The sequence below is a fragment of the Pseudothermotoga sp. genome (genome assembly GCA_025060105.1).
GTDB lineage: Bacteria > Thermotogota > Thermotogae > Thermotogales > DSM-5069 > Pseudothermotoga_A.
Map to the genome: position 1 here is coordinate 56,214 of JANXCS010000006.1, position 16,779 is coordinate 72,992.

Genomic DNA, 16,779 nt, shown 5'->3' on the forward strand with positions numbered 1-16,779 from the left:
GATGGAAAACTTCGTGTTCCATAACGAAACTAAACTCATTTTTGGGAAAGGAACTATAGAAAAGATCGGCGAAGAAATCAAGGTTGCCGGGTTGAAAAAAGTCTTGATGTTGTGTGGTAGTGGTTCCATAAAGAAGAATGGAGTCTACGATCTTGCAACAGAGTCTCTCAAAAAGGGCCAGATATCCTGGGTTGAAGTTTGGGGTATCAAACCCAATCCCGTGCTTTCAAAAGTACACGAAGCGGTGGAGATCGCCAGAAAAGAGAAAGTCGAAGCTATACTGGGAATCGGCGGTGGTAGCGTCATAGACTCTGCTAAAGCTGTTGCGGCAGGCGTTGTTTATGCTGGTGATATATGGGATGCTTTCGTCGGTAAATATAAAGTTGAAAAAGCCTTGCCTGTTTTCGCTATCTTGACGATCTCGGCCACCGGAACTGAAATGAATGGAAACGCCGTGATAACCAACGAGAAGACGCAAGAAAAACTTGCCGTCAGTTCAAAAGCGTTGTATCCGAAAGTTTCGATAATTGATCCTTCGGTTCAAGCAAGTTTGCCTAAAGAACAAACTGTTTACGGCGCTGTGGACGCAATCGCGCACATTCTGGAATATTACTTTGATGGTTCAGACGCTCTAGCTCAAGACGAACTCAGTGAAGCTTTGATAAGAACTATTATGGTGTGTACGGAGAAATTGTTGAACGATCCAAACGACTATGAAGCGAGGGCAAACTTCGCATGGAGCGCGACATTGGCGCTGAATGGTTTGACCGCGGCAGGCAGACGCGGTGGAGATTGGGCTTGTCACAGAATAGAGCATTCTTTGAGTGCTATCTATGACATAGCTCACGGTGCGGGACTCGCGATCGTTTTTCCTGCTTGGATGAAGCATGTTTGGAGGCAAAAACCCCAACAGTTCATCAGATTCGCCAAGAAAGTTTTCTCGATAACTAGCGATGGTGAAACTGCAGCATTGGATGGAATAGAAGCTTTCAAATCTTGGCTGAGAAGAATGGGAGCTCCGGTATCCCTGAGGGATGTGAACATTCCATCTTCTGATCTGGACAAAATAGTAGAAAACGTCTTCAGATCTGGTAGAACTCTTGGTCAGCTCAAAAAATTGGACAGAAGCGATGTGAAAAAGATTTTGGAACTCGCATTTTAAGGATTTGAGGAGGCGTGTCCGAACTGGCTAAGGAGCCGGTCTCGAAAACCGGTGGGCCGTGAGGCCCTTGTGGGTTCGAGTCCCACCGCCTCCGCCAGAAGAAGGTGATAGCATGTTCGTCGTTGAAAAAGTCGTGGATATGAAGCGTCTAGCTGAATCGCATAGAAGCGCAGGAAAGTGGATCGGTTTCGTTCCAACGATGGGCTATCTGCATGAAGGACATTTGTCTTTAGTAAGACGTTGCCGCAGTGAGAACGACACGGTCGTTGTCAGCATATTCGTCAATCCAACTCAGTTCGGGCCGAATGAAGATTACGCGAATTATCCTCGCGATTTGAAAAGAGACCTATCGATGTTGGAAAAGGAGAACGTCGATTATGTATTCGTGCCGACCGTGGAAGAGATGTATCCAAAAAACTATTCGACGTACGTGATCGAAGAGAACCTGTCGAGATACCTGTGCGGTAAATCTCGTCCAACTCATTTCAAAGGTGTATGCACCATCGTCACGAAGCTGTTCAACATTGTGAAACCACACCGTGCTTATTTTGGGCAAAAGGATGCTCAACAGTTCAGGATTATACGCAGAATGGTTAAAGATCTCAACATGGACGTTGAGGTTATAGAATGTCCCATAGTGAGAGAACAAGATGGATTAGCCATGAGTTCGAGAAACGTTTATCTAGTTGGTGAAGAAAGAAAGCAAGCTTTGGCGTTGTATCAATCGTTGAAGATCGCCGAACAACTTTACCAGTCAGGTGAGAGAAACGCTGAAAGAATCAAACAAAAGATGTTGGAACATTTTGCGAAATACGATCTTGTCAAAGTGGACTATGTGGAAATCGTTGATGAAGAAACACTTCAACCTGTGGGACAGTTGGATGGAAAGGTTCTGGTCGCCGTGGCCGCCTGGGTCGGGAAGGCCCGCTTGATTGACAACACGATACTTGGATGATACTGGATGTTTTCATCGTTTCGCTGCTTTTATCTCTTATATTCAAAAAGAGACTGTATCACCTTCACGAAACGAAAATAAGGTTAGTCTATCTCTTCCCTCTGCCTTTCATCTTACAGTTCCTACAAGTTGAAAACAGAGTTTTAATGATGATAGCTTCCTATTCAATCTTGTTCTTCCTTCTTGTGATCAACTGGAAGATAGAAGGTTTCAAGTACATATTTTTCGGCTCGGCTTTGAACTTTGTTGCCATCATGCTCGGTGGTGGGAGAATGCCAGTCTATGGTCCTCTGGCAGCCGCCATGGGCCTGACACCGAGCATCAAGCATACATTGTTGGAAAGATTCAATGTCATTTTGCTGATCGGCGATATAATACCTGCTTATACACCTTGGTGTAGAAAGTTTCTGATCAGTATTGGAGATGTGTTCGTTTATATAGGTTTGGTCGTATTCATGCTCACCAAGTCAGAGAGCTCACCTTTCAAACGCGCCTTCTGATCTGAGTTCCATCTTGAACTTGTATTTATCTCCTCTGTAAATAGAGCGCACGAACTCAACACATTTTCCATTCGTTGTATAAGTGTAACGCTTTCTCAACAAGGCGCACGTCCCAGGTTGAATTCCCAAATGTTTAGCATCAGGAGTAGAGACTTGTGTGAGTTCGAGTTCCTCCATTGCTCTGATCAGTGGTATCTTCAGTTCGTTCCTAAGGAATTCATAGAGGGATTCTTTTGACATGTCTTTTTTCAATATGTTCAATATCCTCACATCCACCGCGGGGTTCAAATAAGCACTCTCTATAGCAACGGGATCATCGTTCAGAAATCTCACGCGCCTGAGTAATACAACCATGGTGCCTTGTTCGAGGCCAAAGATACCACACAATTCCGCTGGGACTTCAATGAGTTTGTTGTCCAAGACGTGTGATTTGACACTGAACCCTTCTTCCTTTGCCTTGTCGGTGAAGCCTTTCAAAACGTTCATTGCCTCTTCTTCTTTACGACCAACGATGAATGTTCCTTTACCTTTGTGCCTAGTTATGAGACCTTCAGACTTGAGTTCATCCAATGCTCGGCGAACGGTCAATCTACTCACGCCGAATGTTCTCACTAACTCGATCTCTGGTGGGATTCTGTCACCAGGTCTGTACTCTCCGTCCAGAATCTTACGTTTCAGATCCTTATAAACTCGATAATACAGAGGAACAGGATATTCTTCCACATTCATCCCCCCAACATTGTGATCGCTTTCCTCAAATTCGGTTGAACACTGAGAACCTTTTGACATTCTTCAAAACTCTTCTTCGAAATCAAATGCAGCACGGCAAGTTTGACATTGAAATTTGCCTTTTCAAGGGTTATTTTAGCAGTTTCTTCATCCGTTTTTGCTAGTTGTACAATCATATCTATTGCTCTTCTTCTCAGTTTTTCATTCAGAACGAGCACATCTATCATCAAATTGTCATACACCTTGCCGAGTTTTATCATCACAGCTGTACTGAACATGTTCAGAACCATTTTCTGTGCCGTTCCAGCTTTCATACGTGTACTGCCGGTTATTACCTCAGGTCCGGTGACGACTGACACAACTATGTCCGCAAGATGACCCAACGGTGGCTTGTCCACGTTGCAGATCAGGGCAGTCTTACAACCAAGTTGCCTTGCCAAGGAAAGAGCTCCTCTCACATAAGGCGTACTTCCACTTGCAGCTATGCCAATGACTAGATCCTTCGAGCTGATGCCGTGATTCAAAAGATCTTTTTTTCCTTCTTCTTCTGAATCTTCAACTCCTTCGATCGATCTGCGTAATGCTTCGAAACCTCCAGCGATGATTGGGACGAATACATCCTCTGAAATACCGTAAGTTGGCACGAGTTCCACGGCATCCATGAAAGCTATCCTTCCACTGGTTCCAGCACCGACGTAGAAAACTTTTCCGTTCGATCGCAGAACTTCGATGCATGTTTCAACCAGTCTCTCTATCTGTGGTAACGCTTCGCGCACAGCCAGAGCAACCAAAGCATCTTCTTCGTTTATAATTTTCAAAATTTCAGCCGTGTTCTTGCTGTCAATACCAAAAGATTTTGGATTCCTCATCTCTGTGATCGGTTTGTGTTCGTTCATCGATACACCTCCACAGGAAGTTTTCCGGCAGGTTTTATTTCACCGAGTAACACTCTCATGAGAGCTCTTTGAGAGACCATTTCGTAACCATAGGTGCAAACGCTGGAAGATTCTATCAAGCAACAATCATAGGGGTTGCGAAGAGCGACCATCAAAACTTTCTTGAAATTCTTGCGTACACGATACAGTTGTTCCTTCTGCCAACTCGAAAGGTGTGCATTTTCAGTGAAGACAACACATTTTTCTCCCTCTACGATCTCCGTTCCCTCCTCCAAAGTGGAAAGTTTGCTGTTGAACATCCTCGAGAGTTCCTTCGCTACCCAAGGAATACCTACATCGGATTCTTGAACTTGAACCAATCTACTCAATTTGACGGTGAACACATGATCATGTTTGTTCAGCTTCAGCGGTAGCATGCCATCTCGATCGCTGACGAGAGTGATTGAACTTTCTGCCACTTCCTGCATGGTTTTTTCGTGTTCCACACCGAAATGTATTTCCTCAGGCAACTGTTTGATCGAAAACTTTTCTTTGAACCAACGAATCCTCTCCAAAGATTCCATGAGCCTTTTTTGTAAAATCGGCTCTTGCTCTATCTTTTTCAACAAAGTTTTCTTCGCTGAAATCTGAGCTTCAGGTTCGTGACAAACCGTTAAGACGTCGATACCGGCCTCGAAGGACCTCACAACCGCTTCTTCCACCGTCATGTTCTTCACGATACCACCCATTAGAAGATCGTCCGCAACAGCTATTTTAGTGTATCCGAGCTTCTTTCTCAGAAGCTCTGTCACGATTTCAAACGATACTGTGGCGGGTTGTTTGGTTGGTTGAAGCTTTGGAAGGTATATGTGCGAGGGCATGATGGTGTCTATACCTTCCTCGATCAGCAGTTTGAAAGGAATGAGCTCCCACTTTTCGAGTTGTTCAAGACTTTTGTCGAGTGTTGGCATCTCCAAGTGTGCATCCAAAGAAACGCTTCCTTTGCCTGGAAAATGCTTCGCGCAGGCTGCCACGTTTTCTTCTTTTAACCCTTCGTAAAAGCGTAACGCGAATTTGGCAACAATCTCGGCTCTGTCCGAAAAACTCCTCACTCCAATTCCAGGATTGTTCGGATTATCGTTGATATCAACCACTGGTGCGAGATTCCAACTCACACCAACAGCCCTCATTTCACGAGCCAAAACTTTCGCAACCTTGTAGGCGTTGCCCTCGTTGTCGGTAGCCGCGATGGCCATCGCTCCGGGAGAAACGGAGAAACCTTCTCTGAAGCGTGTCACAATACCTCCCTCTTGATCCACAGCGAAGATGACATCGTTACCCAGCACTGATCTAACTTGCTTCACCAAATTGAGCACTTGTTTCGGTCTTTCCACGTTTCTTGCGAAGAGGATCACGAATCCTGGTTTGACGATTCTCAACACTTTCAACGTCTCTTCGTCGACTTCTTTGCCTTTGATACCTATCAAAAAAAGCTGACCGACCATTCCATCGAGGTCCATTCAAACCACCTCGCTCTTTGATTATACACCCATTGAATTTGTTGTCCTTACATTGAGTTTTTAAATGGTATAAAATAAAGACAAGGAAGGTGTATTCACTGTGAACTTTCTTGTGCTCTTAAAACAGGTTCCAGACACAGAAAAAGTGAAAATAGATCCAGTCACAGGAGCAATGATCAGAGAGGGCCTCGATATCACGATGAATCCACTCGATGCTCACGCACTGGAGTTGGCAGTGTCTCTGAAAGAAAGAGTGGGAGGAAGAGTGGTTGTTTTAAGCATGGGACCAATGAACACGATCGATGTGCTGAAAGACGCTGTGGCACTCGGCGCAGATAGAGCGATTCTTCTGAGTGATCCCGCACTCGCAGGTTCAGACACCTGGGTGACGAGCCTGGCCCTTGCAAGAACGATTCGCAACCTTAAGATCGATTTCGACCTTCTCTTATGTGGAGAAAAGTCCACCGACGGTGAAACTGGTCAAGTCGGTGTGGAGTTGGCGATATTGTTGGGTTTACCCGTTTTGACTTATGTTTCAGAACTCGTCGAAGTTGGTACAAGTTCAGTGATTGTGAAACGTTCTGTGGAAGATGCCCATGAAATTTGGAGAGTTCCATTACCTTCTTGTTTGTGCGTGTTGAAAAGTGTTGCAGAACCAAGATTACCCACCTTGGGGGGAAAGAAGAGAGCAATGAATTCTAATATTGAAACCTATGGAATCAAGGACGTTGGGCTCGAGCCTGAAGAGGTTGGATTGAAGGGCTCTCCTACCCGTGTTGTGAAAGTGTTCAATACCAAGGTCTCTCGTTCTTGCAAGTTGTATTCAGACAGAGAAGTCGTTCGGGGGATCGAACGCGTTTTAGAACTCATCAAACTGTCACTGGAAGGTGGCTTGTGATGATCTTTGTCCTCAACCACAGGGTGGATCGCAACAGTTTTGAATTAATCTCCAAGGCGAGGAAGCTTGCGGATAAAGTTTCCACTAAACTCGCTTTTTTATTGATGTCTTGCTCGAAAGATGGAGTAGAAAATCTGAAACGTTTTGGGCCTGACTTGATCATCTTGGCATTACATGAGAGATTCAAAAGGTTCTCCATCGATCCATTCCTTTCGGCATCGAGCAAAATCATTGAAAAGTACTCACCTTCGATCGTTTTGGCACCAGCGACAACCTTTGGAAGGACCTTGATGCCCGCGTTGGCAGCGATATTTCGCACCGGTTTGACTGCCGATTGCACCGATCTCGATATCGACGCAGACGGGAACCTCCTTCAAACCAGACCAGCGATAGGTGGAAACGTCATGGCGACTATAATGACGCCATCGCACCGACCACAGATGGCGACGGTTAGACCCGGTGTGTTTGAGATGAGCGAATGCGATGAGAGAAACACCATCATTTTGGAGGAAAAGATCGACGATGTGTATGACAGATGTGAACTTCTTTCTGTAGAGTCCAAAGAAGCTGGTGCTAGGCTTGAAGAAGCCGAAATCATTGTCTCGGTAGGTAAAGGTCTTCGCAAGAAGGAAAACGTCGAGCTGGCTTTCAAACTTGCGAAACTTGTGAAAGGCGCAGTGGGAGCTTCGAGAGCTGTTGTGGATGCGAAATGGCTTTCTCACGATCATCAAGTGGGACTGAGTGGTAAAACTGTCAAGCCTAAGATTTACATGGCTGTTGGTATCTCGGGAGCAGTTCAGCATCTTGCAGGCATGCAGACATCAAAAATTATTGTTGCGATCAATAAAGACAAATACGCACCCATTTTCAAGATCGCAGACATAGGCATCGTGGCAGACGCATGTTGGGCACTGAGTGAGCTCATAAAGCAATTGGAGCGTGATATGGATGGAATTAATGAATGAGCTTGCAGAAATAGTTGGCGTTGAAAATGTCAAATGTGATCCTGAAGAGCTTGAGAAGTACTCCCACGATGAAACCAGTGGTATCGAATGGCAAATGCCTTCAGCGGTGGTTTTTCCAACTGATACCGAACAAGTGTCAAAGGTTTTGAGGTGGGCAAATCAAAGGAAGATTCCTGTGGTTCCCCGTGGAGCTGGTACGGGACTATCGGGTGGTGCTGTGCCGTTGAGAGGGGCTGTCATCCTTTCACTCGAGAGGATGAACAGGGTGATCGAGTTCGACGAGGAGAACATGACCATAACAGTTGAGCCTGGGATGATCACTGGTGAGATACAAAAGATCGCAGAAGAACACGGCTTATACTATGCAGGCGATCCTGCCAGCAGTGAGAGTTCTTCCATAGGGGGGAACGTGGCTGAGAACGCGGGTGGGACAAAAGTTATAAAATATGGACCCACTGGTTTTCATGTGCTTGGAATTGAAGTCGTTCTTCCAACGGGTGATATCGCTCATTTCGGTGGTAAAACACTCAAGAATGTGACAGGTTACGATATGGTGAAATTGTTCGTCGGCAGTGAGGGAACCCTCGGTATTGTGACGAAAATCACACTCAGGTTGATACCAAAACCGAAGTACGCAGCCGTTCTACTTGCACCTTTTCAAACTGTGGAAGAAGCGGTGAAGTGTGTACCGAAAGTGCTTTCACAATCCGGTGTTCTTCCTGCTTCCATAGAGTTCATGGACAAACCTTCCAGTGAGATAGCCTCGAGGTTTTTGAATGAGAATATTCCAAACCCTGAGGCAGAATGCCATCTCATCTTCGAGCTCGAATCTTCAGACAAACAAAACTTGGTCAAAGAATACGTAGAACTCGGAGAAAAACTTATTAAGATGAACGCCATGGAAGTGTACATCGCCGACAACAGGACTCAACGGATGAAAATATGGCGGTTCAGAAAAGCCATAGCCGAAGGTATCATCGCGTTCAAACCAAAGCATTGCATGGAGGATGTAGTAGTTCCCATAGCCAACATGCCTAAATTGATTGTGTCGACTTACGAAATCGCCCGCAATGAAGGATTGGAAGTGCTGAACTTCGGACACGTTGGTGATGGGAATGTTCACGTCACTTTTCTGAAACCTGACGAGGTGAACGACGAGTCTTGGAACGATTCACTTGAAGATGCTTTGAAGGAACTTTATAGGGTCACGGTAGAGCTCGAAGGAAGTTTGACTGGCGAACATGGGATTGGGCTGAAACGAAAGAAATATCTGCGAATGTTTCTGAGCGAAACAGAATTGGAACTGATGAAGAAGCTCAAAAACCTCTTCGATCCTAACAATATCTTGAATCCTGGAAAAATCTTTCCTGATTGAGAAAACTTGAGAGAGCAGAAGATTTCGTGAGCAAAAAGAAGAATTAGAGAATATCAGCCCAAAAGCCAACTGAACAGACCGAAAAATATTGAGTAAAGAAACTTGATCTTGGTGGGTGTGAATTGATAACCTAACTTTGGTATTAAAAAGGTATACCATGGAGGTACCTTATGCGTAGAGATCTTGGCGATCTGAAAGAAAAGATTTATCTTGATCTTCGCGAAAAGATCTTGAATGAAGAAATTAAACCCGGCGAGTGGATAGTTGAGAGAAAGCTCACAGAGATTTACAAAGTGAGTAGGACTCCAATAAGGGAAGTTCTACGTATGTTGATGGAAGACGGTCTCATTGAGCTCAACGGTAAGAAAGGTTACACGGTCAAGAAGCTCAGTCTAGAAGATTTTGTAGAGATATACACAGCTAGGGAAGCGATCGAAGGAGCTGCAGCTCGCCTCGCGTGCCGCAGAAGGGAACCTGAGCTGATTGAGAAACTCAACAAATTGAAAGAAAATCTTAAGCTCGTCGATATAGATAAAGATCCCGCACAAGGTGTGGCACTGGGAAGACAACTTCATGATCTTTTGATTGAGTACAGTGGGAACAAAATTCTCAAGAAATTTTACGAAAAACTCAGATTACTCACGAACATGACCAGAAACATAACTAAAAGATCTGTAGAGATAGAGAAGAGATCGAGGGATGATCATGTGAAAATCATCGAAGCCATACTGTCGAACGATGAAACCAGAGTGGAAGAGCTCATGAGAAAGCATCTGCGTGAAACGCTCAAATCTGTTGTTGACAGCTATTATTCGTTGATCATGAAACGTGCATGAGGAGGTTGCACCATGGAGGTTTTGACTCAAACGGTGACGGTGGGGTTTGCACAAGTGTTTCAACCTTGGAACTTATTGCTGTTGTTCATTGGGGTACTGTGGGGTATGATCTTTGGAGCCATCCCTGGTCTGACAGCGACGATGGGTGTGGCTCTCGCGATCCCATTCACGTTCAGTATGAAACCTATATCGGGATTGGTTCTGCTCACAGGAATCTACATAGGTGGTGTGTCTGGTGGTTTTATCTCAGCAACTTTACTGAATATGCCAGGTACTCCATCTTCCATAACAACCTGTTTCGATGCGCATCCTATGAGCAAGCAGGGAAAATCTGGACTCGCATTGGCTCTTGGATTATTCTCGTCGTTCTTCGGTGGAATCGTTGGTGTGATCTTCTTGATCTCATTAGCTTCTTTGATCGCTCGTGTTGCTTTGAAATTCGGACCTTTCGAGTATTTCTCACTCGCGGTTATGGCTTTCGTCGCGGTGAGCAGTATGCTTGGAGGTAACATTCTGAAGAATTTAATAGGTATTGCCATAGGTTTACTCTTGAGCTGCGTTGGAGCTGACCCAATAACGAGTATCCCAAGACTCACTTTCCAGTTCCGTGAGCTTCACAGTGGTATAGCGTTATTACCTCTTTTAGTTGGTTTATTCTGTGTTTCTGAAATCATCGCCGATATAGAATCAGAAATCGAAAGGATTGTTCCTCCGGAATCGCGCTCAATGAAACTTTCGGAAGTTTTCCAAGCTGCAAAGATCCTCTTCAAACAACTCGGCAACGCTTTGACTTCCTTCGCGATAGGTTTCATCATCGGTGTTTTTCCTGGCATTGGAGGTGCAACGGCGAACATCATTTCGTATGGTGTGGCTAGGTCGAACTCGAGACATCCAGAGAAATTCGGTACGGGAATCCCTGATGGCATAATAGCCAGCGAGGTTTCGAACAATGCCTCCGTCGGAGGAGCGATGGTGCCGTTACTTGCACTCGGTATACCTGGTGATGCGGTCACTGCGATATTGCTTGGAGGCTTTCTCATTCATGGTATAAACCCAGGCCCCCTCATGTTCAGGTACAATCCAGATTTGGTCTTCGGAGTCTACGCAGCGCAGTTTTGGGGCAACATCGTGATGCTTGTTCTTGGTATTGTACTGATGAAGTTTTACATCTATTCTCTGAGTTTTCCAAAACAATATTTGCTTCCTTTGATCACAGTTTGCGCAGCTGTTGGAGCTTTCGGATTGAACAACAGGGTGTTCGATATCTGGGTTATGTTGATATTCGGAATCATTGGTTATGTATTGAAAAAGCTTGATTTTCCAGTGCTTCCTATCATAATTGCTTTCGTTCTCGGACCGATAGCTGAGTCGAACTTGAGACAAGGTTTAACAGCGAGTGCAGGTAAGTTTTCGCCCATTTTCACAAGGCCTTTGTCGCTCATGTTGCTGATAATCGCGGCGTTCCTCTTTGTCCTTGGAAGGATACTCGTCAAGAAAGGTGAATACAAATCCTAAAAGGAGGTGTTTGCATGGGCAGAAGGTTGCTCGCAGTGATGGTGTTACTGAGTTTTGTTTCTCTCAGCTTCGCTACATATCCAACAGGTCCCATCAAAGTGGTTGTACCGTATTCCGCAGGTGGAGCCAGTGACGTACAAGTGAGGATCATAGGAAAGTACGTCAAACAACTGTTTGGCTGGGATTTCGCAGTTGTGAACATAACTAGTGGCGGAGGAAGCACCGGTGCTAGGGAAGTTTTGAAGGCGAAACCAGACGGTTATACTGTACTTTGGTATCATCAGTCAGTCTTTTCGAACTACCACGTTGGAACAGCTGAGTTTAACTATTACGATTTCACACCAGTGTGCATCGCAACCAGGGGTAACCGTGTGGTCATCGCAAGGCCAGATTCTCCTTGGAAGAACTTGAGAGATGCCATCGAGGATGCCAAGAAGAACCCAGGAAAAATAAGATTAGGTGTAGAAATCGGTGCAACGAGCCATTTCCAAGCGATACCAATACAGCTTGCCGCCAACAACGGTTTCATTTTGAGTGCCAGTTCCGGTGGCGATATGGATAGAATCACTAAGATCATGGGAGGTCATATGGACTTGAGTCCGATAGCGCTCTCTGCCGCTGTGCCGTTCTTCAAATCGGGTGAGCTGAAACCACTCGCGGTTTTGTCACCCGAAAGAGACCCATTCTTGCCAAACGTACCGACGGCAAAAGAACTCGGATTGGAAGAACTCGTTTTCACTCAAGACCAATTCTTCTTGATGCCGAAAGGAACACCAACAGAAATTGTGAAAACTTTTGCCAATGCCATCAAGCAGGTTTTGCAACTGAAAGAGTGTGCGGATGAACTCGCCGAGAAAGCCTTCGCCATACCGTTCTACATGGATGGTGAGGAAATGCTCAAATTCCTCAAATGGGAAGATGAGAGGTTCGATCGTTTTGCGAGAGCTGCGGGTTTGAAAAAGTGAATCTTTTGCTGGGGGCGTTGTCCCCCAGCTTTGGAGGTACAGAGTATGCGCTTTGGGAAGGATTTTTATTCTGGGTTGATTCTGAGTTTGTTCGGTGTTTTGATGTTTTTTGAAAGTCAAAAAATAAGAAGGTTGAGATTCGACGTGTTGGACAACACATTTTTTCCAAGTGTAGCTACTATTCTGCTGGTGATATTCTCTGTCGCTTTAGTTATTCATTCACTCCTCAGCAAAGAGAAACCCAAACCGATCGTCTTCGAAAAGCCTTTAAGAGTAATCCTCTTTTTGGTCAGCTTTCTGGTCTACATTTTGTTGATGGAACCGGTCGGTTTCGTTCTATCTAGCATCATATTCGTTTTTGTCTCGTGTTTGATCATATCTTGGCCCATTAAGATTAAAACGACGGTTTATTCTGCAATCTTCGCCATCGCAACGAGTTTTTCTGTGTGGTACGTTTTTGCTAAAGTGCTGAGGCTAGTGCTCCCCTGAGGTGAAATTATGCAGATAAAACTTCCCTACGACAAGGATCGTTTTCTCGAGGTGGAGATACCCGAGCAAAACATTTTGGCAATAGCTCGAGCTCGCTTTCCCGAGGCCGTAAAGGATCCTATAAGTGAACTGAAAAGATCGTTTCGTAATCCCATAGCTTCACCCAAGCTCGGTGAAATCTTGGGGAAAAAGAGCAAAGTGGCCATCGTTGTCACAGATATGACGAGGCACGCCATGGACGGTTTGGTTAGCGAATTGTTGCTCGAGGAAATTCACTCGGCAGGCGTACCAAAAAAGAATGTATATTTTCTAATCGCGCTTGGCACACACAGGCCCATGAATCAAAAAGAAATAGAAGAAAAATTGGGAGAAAAGATCGTGAATGAGTATGCCATTTACAATCATGATTGCCACAATGGACTCACAGACTTAGGGCAAAGTTCGGCAGGTTTCCCAATGAAGATCAGCAAAAAGCTGATGGAAGCTGATGTAAAAATCACCGTAGGTGTGATCGAGCCGCACCTGTTTGCAGGTTACAGTGGGGGAGTTAAAACTATTTGTGTCGGTTTGGCAGGTATCGAAACGATAGGTGCAACGCACAGCCTCAAAGTACTTTCAGATCCCAGAACGAGACTTGGGGTTATAGAGGGTAATGTTTTCAGAGATTTTCTCAACGAGATGGCTCAGAGAGTGAAAATAGATTTCACAGTGAACCTTGTGTTGAACGAAGAAAAGCAACTCACAGCGGCGTTTTCTGGTCATCCCATTGAATCGTTCAATGCCGCTGTGAAGTTTACCAAGTCCTTTGTGGAGGTTCCCGTTCAAGGTGTAGCGGACGTGGTCATTTCGTGCCCGGGTTTTCCGAAGAGTGTGAACTTGTATCAAGCCACAAGGGCTGCAAACACGGTGGTTCTTGGACCAAAGCCTGTAGTGAAAAGAGGAGGGCTCATTCTCATACCCGCTCGGTGTGAAGACGGCTTGGGTGACGAGAATTACTATAAATTCATGTCTAGCTTCGATAATTTTGAAAACTTAAGGGAACATATATTCACGAAAGGTTTTGAAATCGGTGAACATAAAGCATACGTTCTGACCAAGATTTTATCTCACGCTTCGATCGTAATGAGTGATTGCGAGATAGATGATCTCATTTTGAGAAAGATGTACCTCTTGAAAGTTTCCACGCTTCAAGAAGGAATCGATCAAATTTTGAAGGAAAATCCACGTACAAAATTTCTTGTGATGCCCAACGGTGTGCATACGATTCCAATTTTGGAGGGATGAACGTGAAGGTCATGATAGTACAACCGATCCACGAAAACGGCGTGAAAATGCTTTTGAATGCGGGATTCGAGGTCGTGCAAGCTTCAAATCCAGAACCATCTGTCGTTGCTCGCGAGATCTCAGATTGCGATGGAGTTATAGTCAGGACCGCACTTTTCACGGCGGAGATCATAAGAAATGCACCAAAACTCAAGGTCATAGCGAGACACGGTGTAGGGGTGGACAACATCGACGTTGAAGAAGCCTCAAAGCATGGAATTTACGTTGTCAACACTCCCAATGCGAATGCACTCTCGGTTGCTGAAGCTACAGTTGCGTTCATACTCGCTCTAGCAAAGCAACTCAAGCAGATGGATGCTGCTACGAGGAGAGGGGATTTCAAGATCAGGGATCTATTCTCAACCATGGATGTGGATGGAAAAACTCTTGGGATCATTGGTCTAGGTAGGATAGGTTCGTTGGTGGCGAAGAAATGTCAAGCTGCTTTCTCGATGAAGGTACTCGCTTACGATCCCTACATCGACACTAGTAGAGCTTTGGAGCTGGGGGTTGAGTTAACCTCATTGGATCGACTTTTGAAAGAAGCGGATTTCGTCACAATCCATGTTCCACTCACAACTGAAACAAAAAATATGATAGGAGAAGCACAGTTGAAACTCATGAAACCAACTGCGTACATCATAAACATGGCGCGTGGTCCAATTTGGGACGAATACGCTGTGGTGAAAGCGCTCAACGAAGGTTGGATAGCAGGTGCGGCCACTGACGTATTTGTCGAAGAACCCCCAAAGAACGATCATCCCTTCCTCAAATGTGAAAAAATCTTGCTCACACCACACAACTCAGCACTCACTAAAGAATGCGTGATCAGGATGGCAGAAGGAGCGGCACAAGGTGTGATAGAAGTTCTAACGGGAAAGAAACCGAGCTTTCCTGTGAATCTAGATCTCTTGAGAAAGTACGGAAAGATTTGAAAAGGGGGCGAATGGAGATGAATTTTGTTCCAAAAGGAGTTATACCAGCGGTCGTTACACCCATGCACAAAGATGAGAGTATCAACGAGTCGGCTTTCAGAAAACTTTTAAACTATCTAGTCAACAACGGTGTTCACGGTGTCTTTGTGATAGGAAGCCAAGGGGAATTTTACGCTCTGACGAAGGAAGAGAAAATTAGATTGATGGAGATCGCCGTCGAGGAAGTGAACGGTAGAGTTCCAGTTTATGCAGGTACTGGAGGTATAACTACTAAAGAAGTCATCGAGCTCAATGATGCGGCGGAGAGGATAGGTGTGGATGCTGTTTCCATCATCACACCGTACTATATCACACCATCGCAAGACGAGCTGTACGAACATTATGCAAAGATCGCGAAAGCCACCAGATTGCCAGTTTTGTTATACAACAACCCTGGAAGAACTGGGGGTGTGAAGCTGGAGCCACGAACGGTTGAAAAGCTGGCAGACATCGATAATATCGTGGGTATAAAGGATAGCAGTGGCGATTTGACTAACACGAGTGAGTACATAAGACGTACTAAAGCTAAGAATTTTTATGTGCTCGCGGGGAGAGACACGCTCATACTAGCCACACTGCTCTACGGTGGAACTGGTTCCATTGCAGCAACAGCCAACGCCGCACCAAAGCTTGTTGCAAGCATATATGATTATTTCATCAAAGGAGATATTGAGAATGCAAAACGAGCTCAGGAAGAACTCACGCCGTTGAGACTAGCCTTTGAGCTCGGAACCTTCCCGGTGGTCATCAAAGAAGCATTGAACATGATGGGAATCGAAGCTGGGCCGGCACGTGGACCAATCAAGGGTTTGAGTGAGGAAAAGAAAGCCGAACTGAGAAAAGTCCTTCAAGAAATGAAACTTTTGTGAGGGGAGTGTCTGAAATGCGTGAAAACAGAACGAAAAGACTTTTGAAGGAAGGTAAACATGCGATCGGCATCATGGTCAGCGAGATAAGAACTCCCGGTATTGCGCAGATGCTTGCAACTGCTGGTTTTGATTTCTTTGTCATAGACACAGAGCATTCTCCTTTCACTCTCGAAACCGTTCAAGACATGGTGTGGGCCGCCAGGGCGGGTGGTATAACACCCATCGTCAGGGTGCCGACGAGATATGGTCATCACAATCTCTCGAGACCTCTCGACAGTGGTGCGGAGGGTTTGCTTGTGCCACAGGTAGAGACACGCGAAGAAGTCGAGCAGATAATCAAGGCCACCAAGTACTATCCACTCGGTGAAAGAGGTATGGCGCTCAGAAGAACCCCAACAGGTTTTGCCTCTCTCAAAGGAGAGGAAGTCACCAAATGGGCCAACGAAAACACGTTGATCATTCTGCAAATAGAGAGTAAAGAAGCTATAGATAACCTTGAAAGTCTAATCTTACCTGGCGTCGATGCATGTCTCATAGGTCCCAACGATCTTTCACAGAGTCTGGGAGTGCCGGGTGACACGAAGCATCCATTGGTCCAGGAGTACGTGGATAAGTTCGTGCAGAAATGTTTGAGGCTCAATGTACCTTGTGGCATACATTTACCCACTCCTGAAGCCCTCCAACCTTGGATAGAAAAAGGAATGAAATTACTCATGTGTTCGAGTGATATAAATTTGATAGTCGATGGCGGAAAGAAAGTTGTTGACACGTTGAAGCAGATGATCCAAGGGAGGTGAAATGAGTGTATCCATGGCACGATCGCTTTCAT

The 16,779-nt window shown here is 45.3% G+C and carries 17 protein-coding genes and 1 tRNA gene; 15 read left to right on the forward strand and 3 right to left on the reverse strand.

Annotated features, from left to right (window positions below; translation table 11 throughout):
- Position 1: 1 nt before the first annotated feature.
- The 4 genes from NZ875_06770 to NZ875_06785 all read left to right on the forward strand — a co-directional run bounded on the left by NZ875_06770 (position 2) and on the right by NZ875_06785 (position 2,617).
- Positions 2-1,162 carry an iron-containing alcohol dehydrogenase gene (locus NZ875_06770; GenBank protein MCS7175440.1) on the forward strand — a complete coding sequence of 387 codons (1,161 nt, stop codon included), beginning with the start codon at positions 2-4 and terminating at the stop codon, positions 1,160-1,162.
- Positions 1,163-1,170: 8 nt separating this feature from the next.
- A tRNA-Ser gene (locus NZ875_06775) sits at positions 1,171-1,259 on the forward strand.
- Between the two features lie 15 nt (positions 1,260-1,274).
- Positions 1,275-2,117, forward strand: a complete 843-nt coding sequence (gene panC, locus NZ875_06780) for a pantoate--beta-alanine ligase (protein ID MCS7175441.1) — start codon at positions 1,275-1,277, stop codon at positions 2,115-2,117.
- Entirely contained in the window at positions 2,114-2,617 is a 504-nt protein-coding gene (locus tag NZ875_06785) for a DUF5317 domain-containing protein (protein ID MCS7175442.1), read from the forward strand. Before panC ends, NZ875_06785 begins: the two co-directional genes overlap by 4 nt.
- Here the strand turns inward: NZ875_06785 and NZ875_06790 are convergent.
- The 3 genes from NZ875_06790 to nagZ are packed head-to-tail and all read right to left on the reverse strand — an operon-like array spanning position 2,594 to position 5,741.
- Entirely contained in the window at positions 2,594-3,340 is a 747-nt protein-coding gene (locus tag NZ875_06790; GenBank protein ID MCS7175443.1) for a GntR family transcriptional regulator, read from the reverse strand. The two genes, NZ875_06785 and NZ875_06790, sit on opposite strands and share 24 nt — an antisense overlap.
- Positions 3,341-3,342: 2 nt before the next feature.
- Positions 3,343-4,242 (reverse strand): N-acetylmuramic acid 6-phosphate etherase, encoded by a 900-nt coding sequence (gene murQ / locus NZ875_06795; GenBank protein MCS7175444.1) that lies wholly within the window; start codon positions 4,240-4,242, stop codon positions 3,343-3,345.
- Positions 4,239-5,741, reverse strand: coding sequence for a beta-N-acetylhexosaminidase (nagZ, locus tag NZ875_06800; protein MCS7175445.1), 1,503 nt, complete (start codon positions 5,739-5,741; stop codon positions 4,239-4,241). Before nagZ ends, murQ begins: the two co-directional genes overlap by 4 nt.
- Before the next feature lie 100 nt (positions 5,742-5,841).
- Here nagZ and NZ875_06805 point away from each other — a divergent pair, with 100 nt between their 5' ends.
- The 11 genes from NZ875_06805 (at position 5,842) to NZ875_06855 (ending at position 16,747) form a co-directional block, all read left to right on the forward strand.
- On the forward strand, positions 5,842-6,639 hold the full coding sequence (locus NZ875_06805) for an electron transfer flavoprotein subunit beta/FixA family protein (protein ID MCS7175446.1): 798 nt from the start codon (positions 5,842-5,844) through the stop codon (positions 6,637-6,639).
- Positions 6,639-7,604 carry an electron transfer flavoprotein subunit alpha/FixB family protein gene (locus tag NZ875_06810; protein ID MCS7175447.1) on the forward strand — a complete coding sequence of 322 codons (966 nt, stop codon included), beginning with the start codon at positions 6,639-6,641 and terminating at the stop codon, positions 7,602-7,604. The genes NZ875_06805 and NZ875_06810 overlap by 1 nt, the downstream gene beginning before the upstream one ends.
- On the forward strand, positions 7,588-8,979 hold the full coding sequence (locus NZ875_06815; protein ID MCS7175448.1) for an FAD-binding oxidoreductase: 1,392 nt from the start codon (positions 7,588-7,590) through the stop codon (positions 8,977-8,979). The genes NZ875_06810 and NZ875_06815 overlap by 17 nt, the downstream gene beginning before the upstream one ends.
- A gap of 170 nt (positions 8,980-9,149) precedes the next feature.
- Positions 9,150-9,815: a GntR family transcriptional regulator gene (locus NZ875_06820; protein MCS7175449.1), complete on the forward strand. Its 666-nt coding sequence runs from the start codon at positions 9,150-9,152 to the stop codon at positions 9,813-9,815.
- Between the two features lie 12 nt (positions 9,816-9,827).
- Complete coding sequence (locus NZ875_06825; protein ID MCS7175450.1) at positions 9,828-11,330, forward strand: tripartite tricarboxylate transporter permease; 1,503 nt, start codon at positions 9,828-9,830, stop codon at positions 11,328-11,330.
- A 14-nt stretch (positions 11,331-11,344) separates the two neighbouring features.
- Positions 11,345-12,295, forward strand: coding sequence for a tripartite tricarboxylate transporter substrate binding protein (locus NZ875_06830; GenBank protein MCS7175451.1), 951 nt, complete (start codon positions 11,345-11,347; stop codon positions 12,293-12,295).
- A gap of 45 nt (positions 12,296-12,340) precedes the next feature.
- Complete coding sequence (locus NZ875_06835; GenBank protein MCS7175452.1) at positions 12,341-12,784, forward strand: tripartite tricarboxylate transporter TctB family protein; 444 nt, start codon at positions 12,341-12,343, stop codon at positions 12,782-12,784.
- Positions 12,785-12,793: 9 nt separating this feature from the next.
- Complete coding sequence (gene larA / locus NZ875_06840; protein ID MCS7175453.1) at positions 12,794-14,068, forward strand: nickel-dependent lactate racemase; 1,275 nt, start codon at positions 12,794-12,796, stop codon at positions 14,066-14,068.
- A gap of 11 nt (positions 14,069-14,079) precedes the next feature.
- Complete coding sequence (locus NZ875_06845) at positions 14,080-15,042, forward strand: hydroxyacid dehydrogenase (protein ID MCS7175454.1); 963 nt, start codon at positions 14,080-14,082, stop codon at positions 15,040-15,042.
- 17 nt (positions 15,043-15,059) lie between these two features.
- A complete protein-coding gene (gene dapA, locus NZ875_06850; protein MCS7175455.1) occupies positions 15,060-15,950 on the forward strand; it encodes a 4-hydroxy-tetrahydrodipicolinate synthase in 891 nt (296 codons plus the stop codon).
- A gap of 14 nt (positions 15,951-15,964) precedes the next feature.
- Positions 15,965-16,747 carry an aldolase/citrate lyase family protein gene (locus NZ875_06855; protein MCS7175456.1) on the forward strand — a complete coding sequence of 261 codons (783 nt, stop codon included), beginning with the start codon at positions 15,965-15,967 and terminating at the stop codon, positions 16,745-16,747.
- Positions 16,748-16,779: the final 32 nt, after the last annotated feature.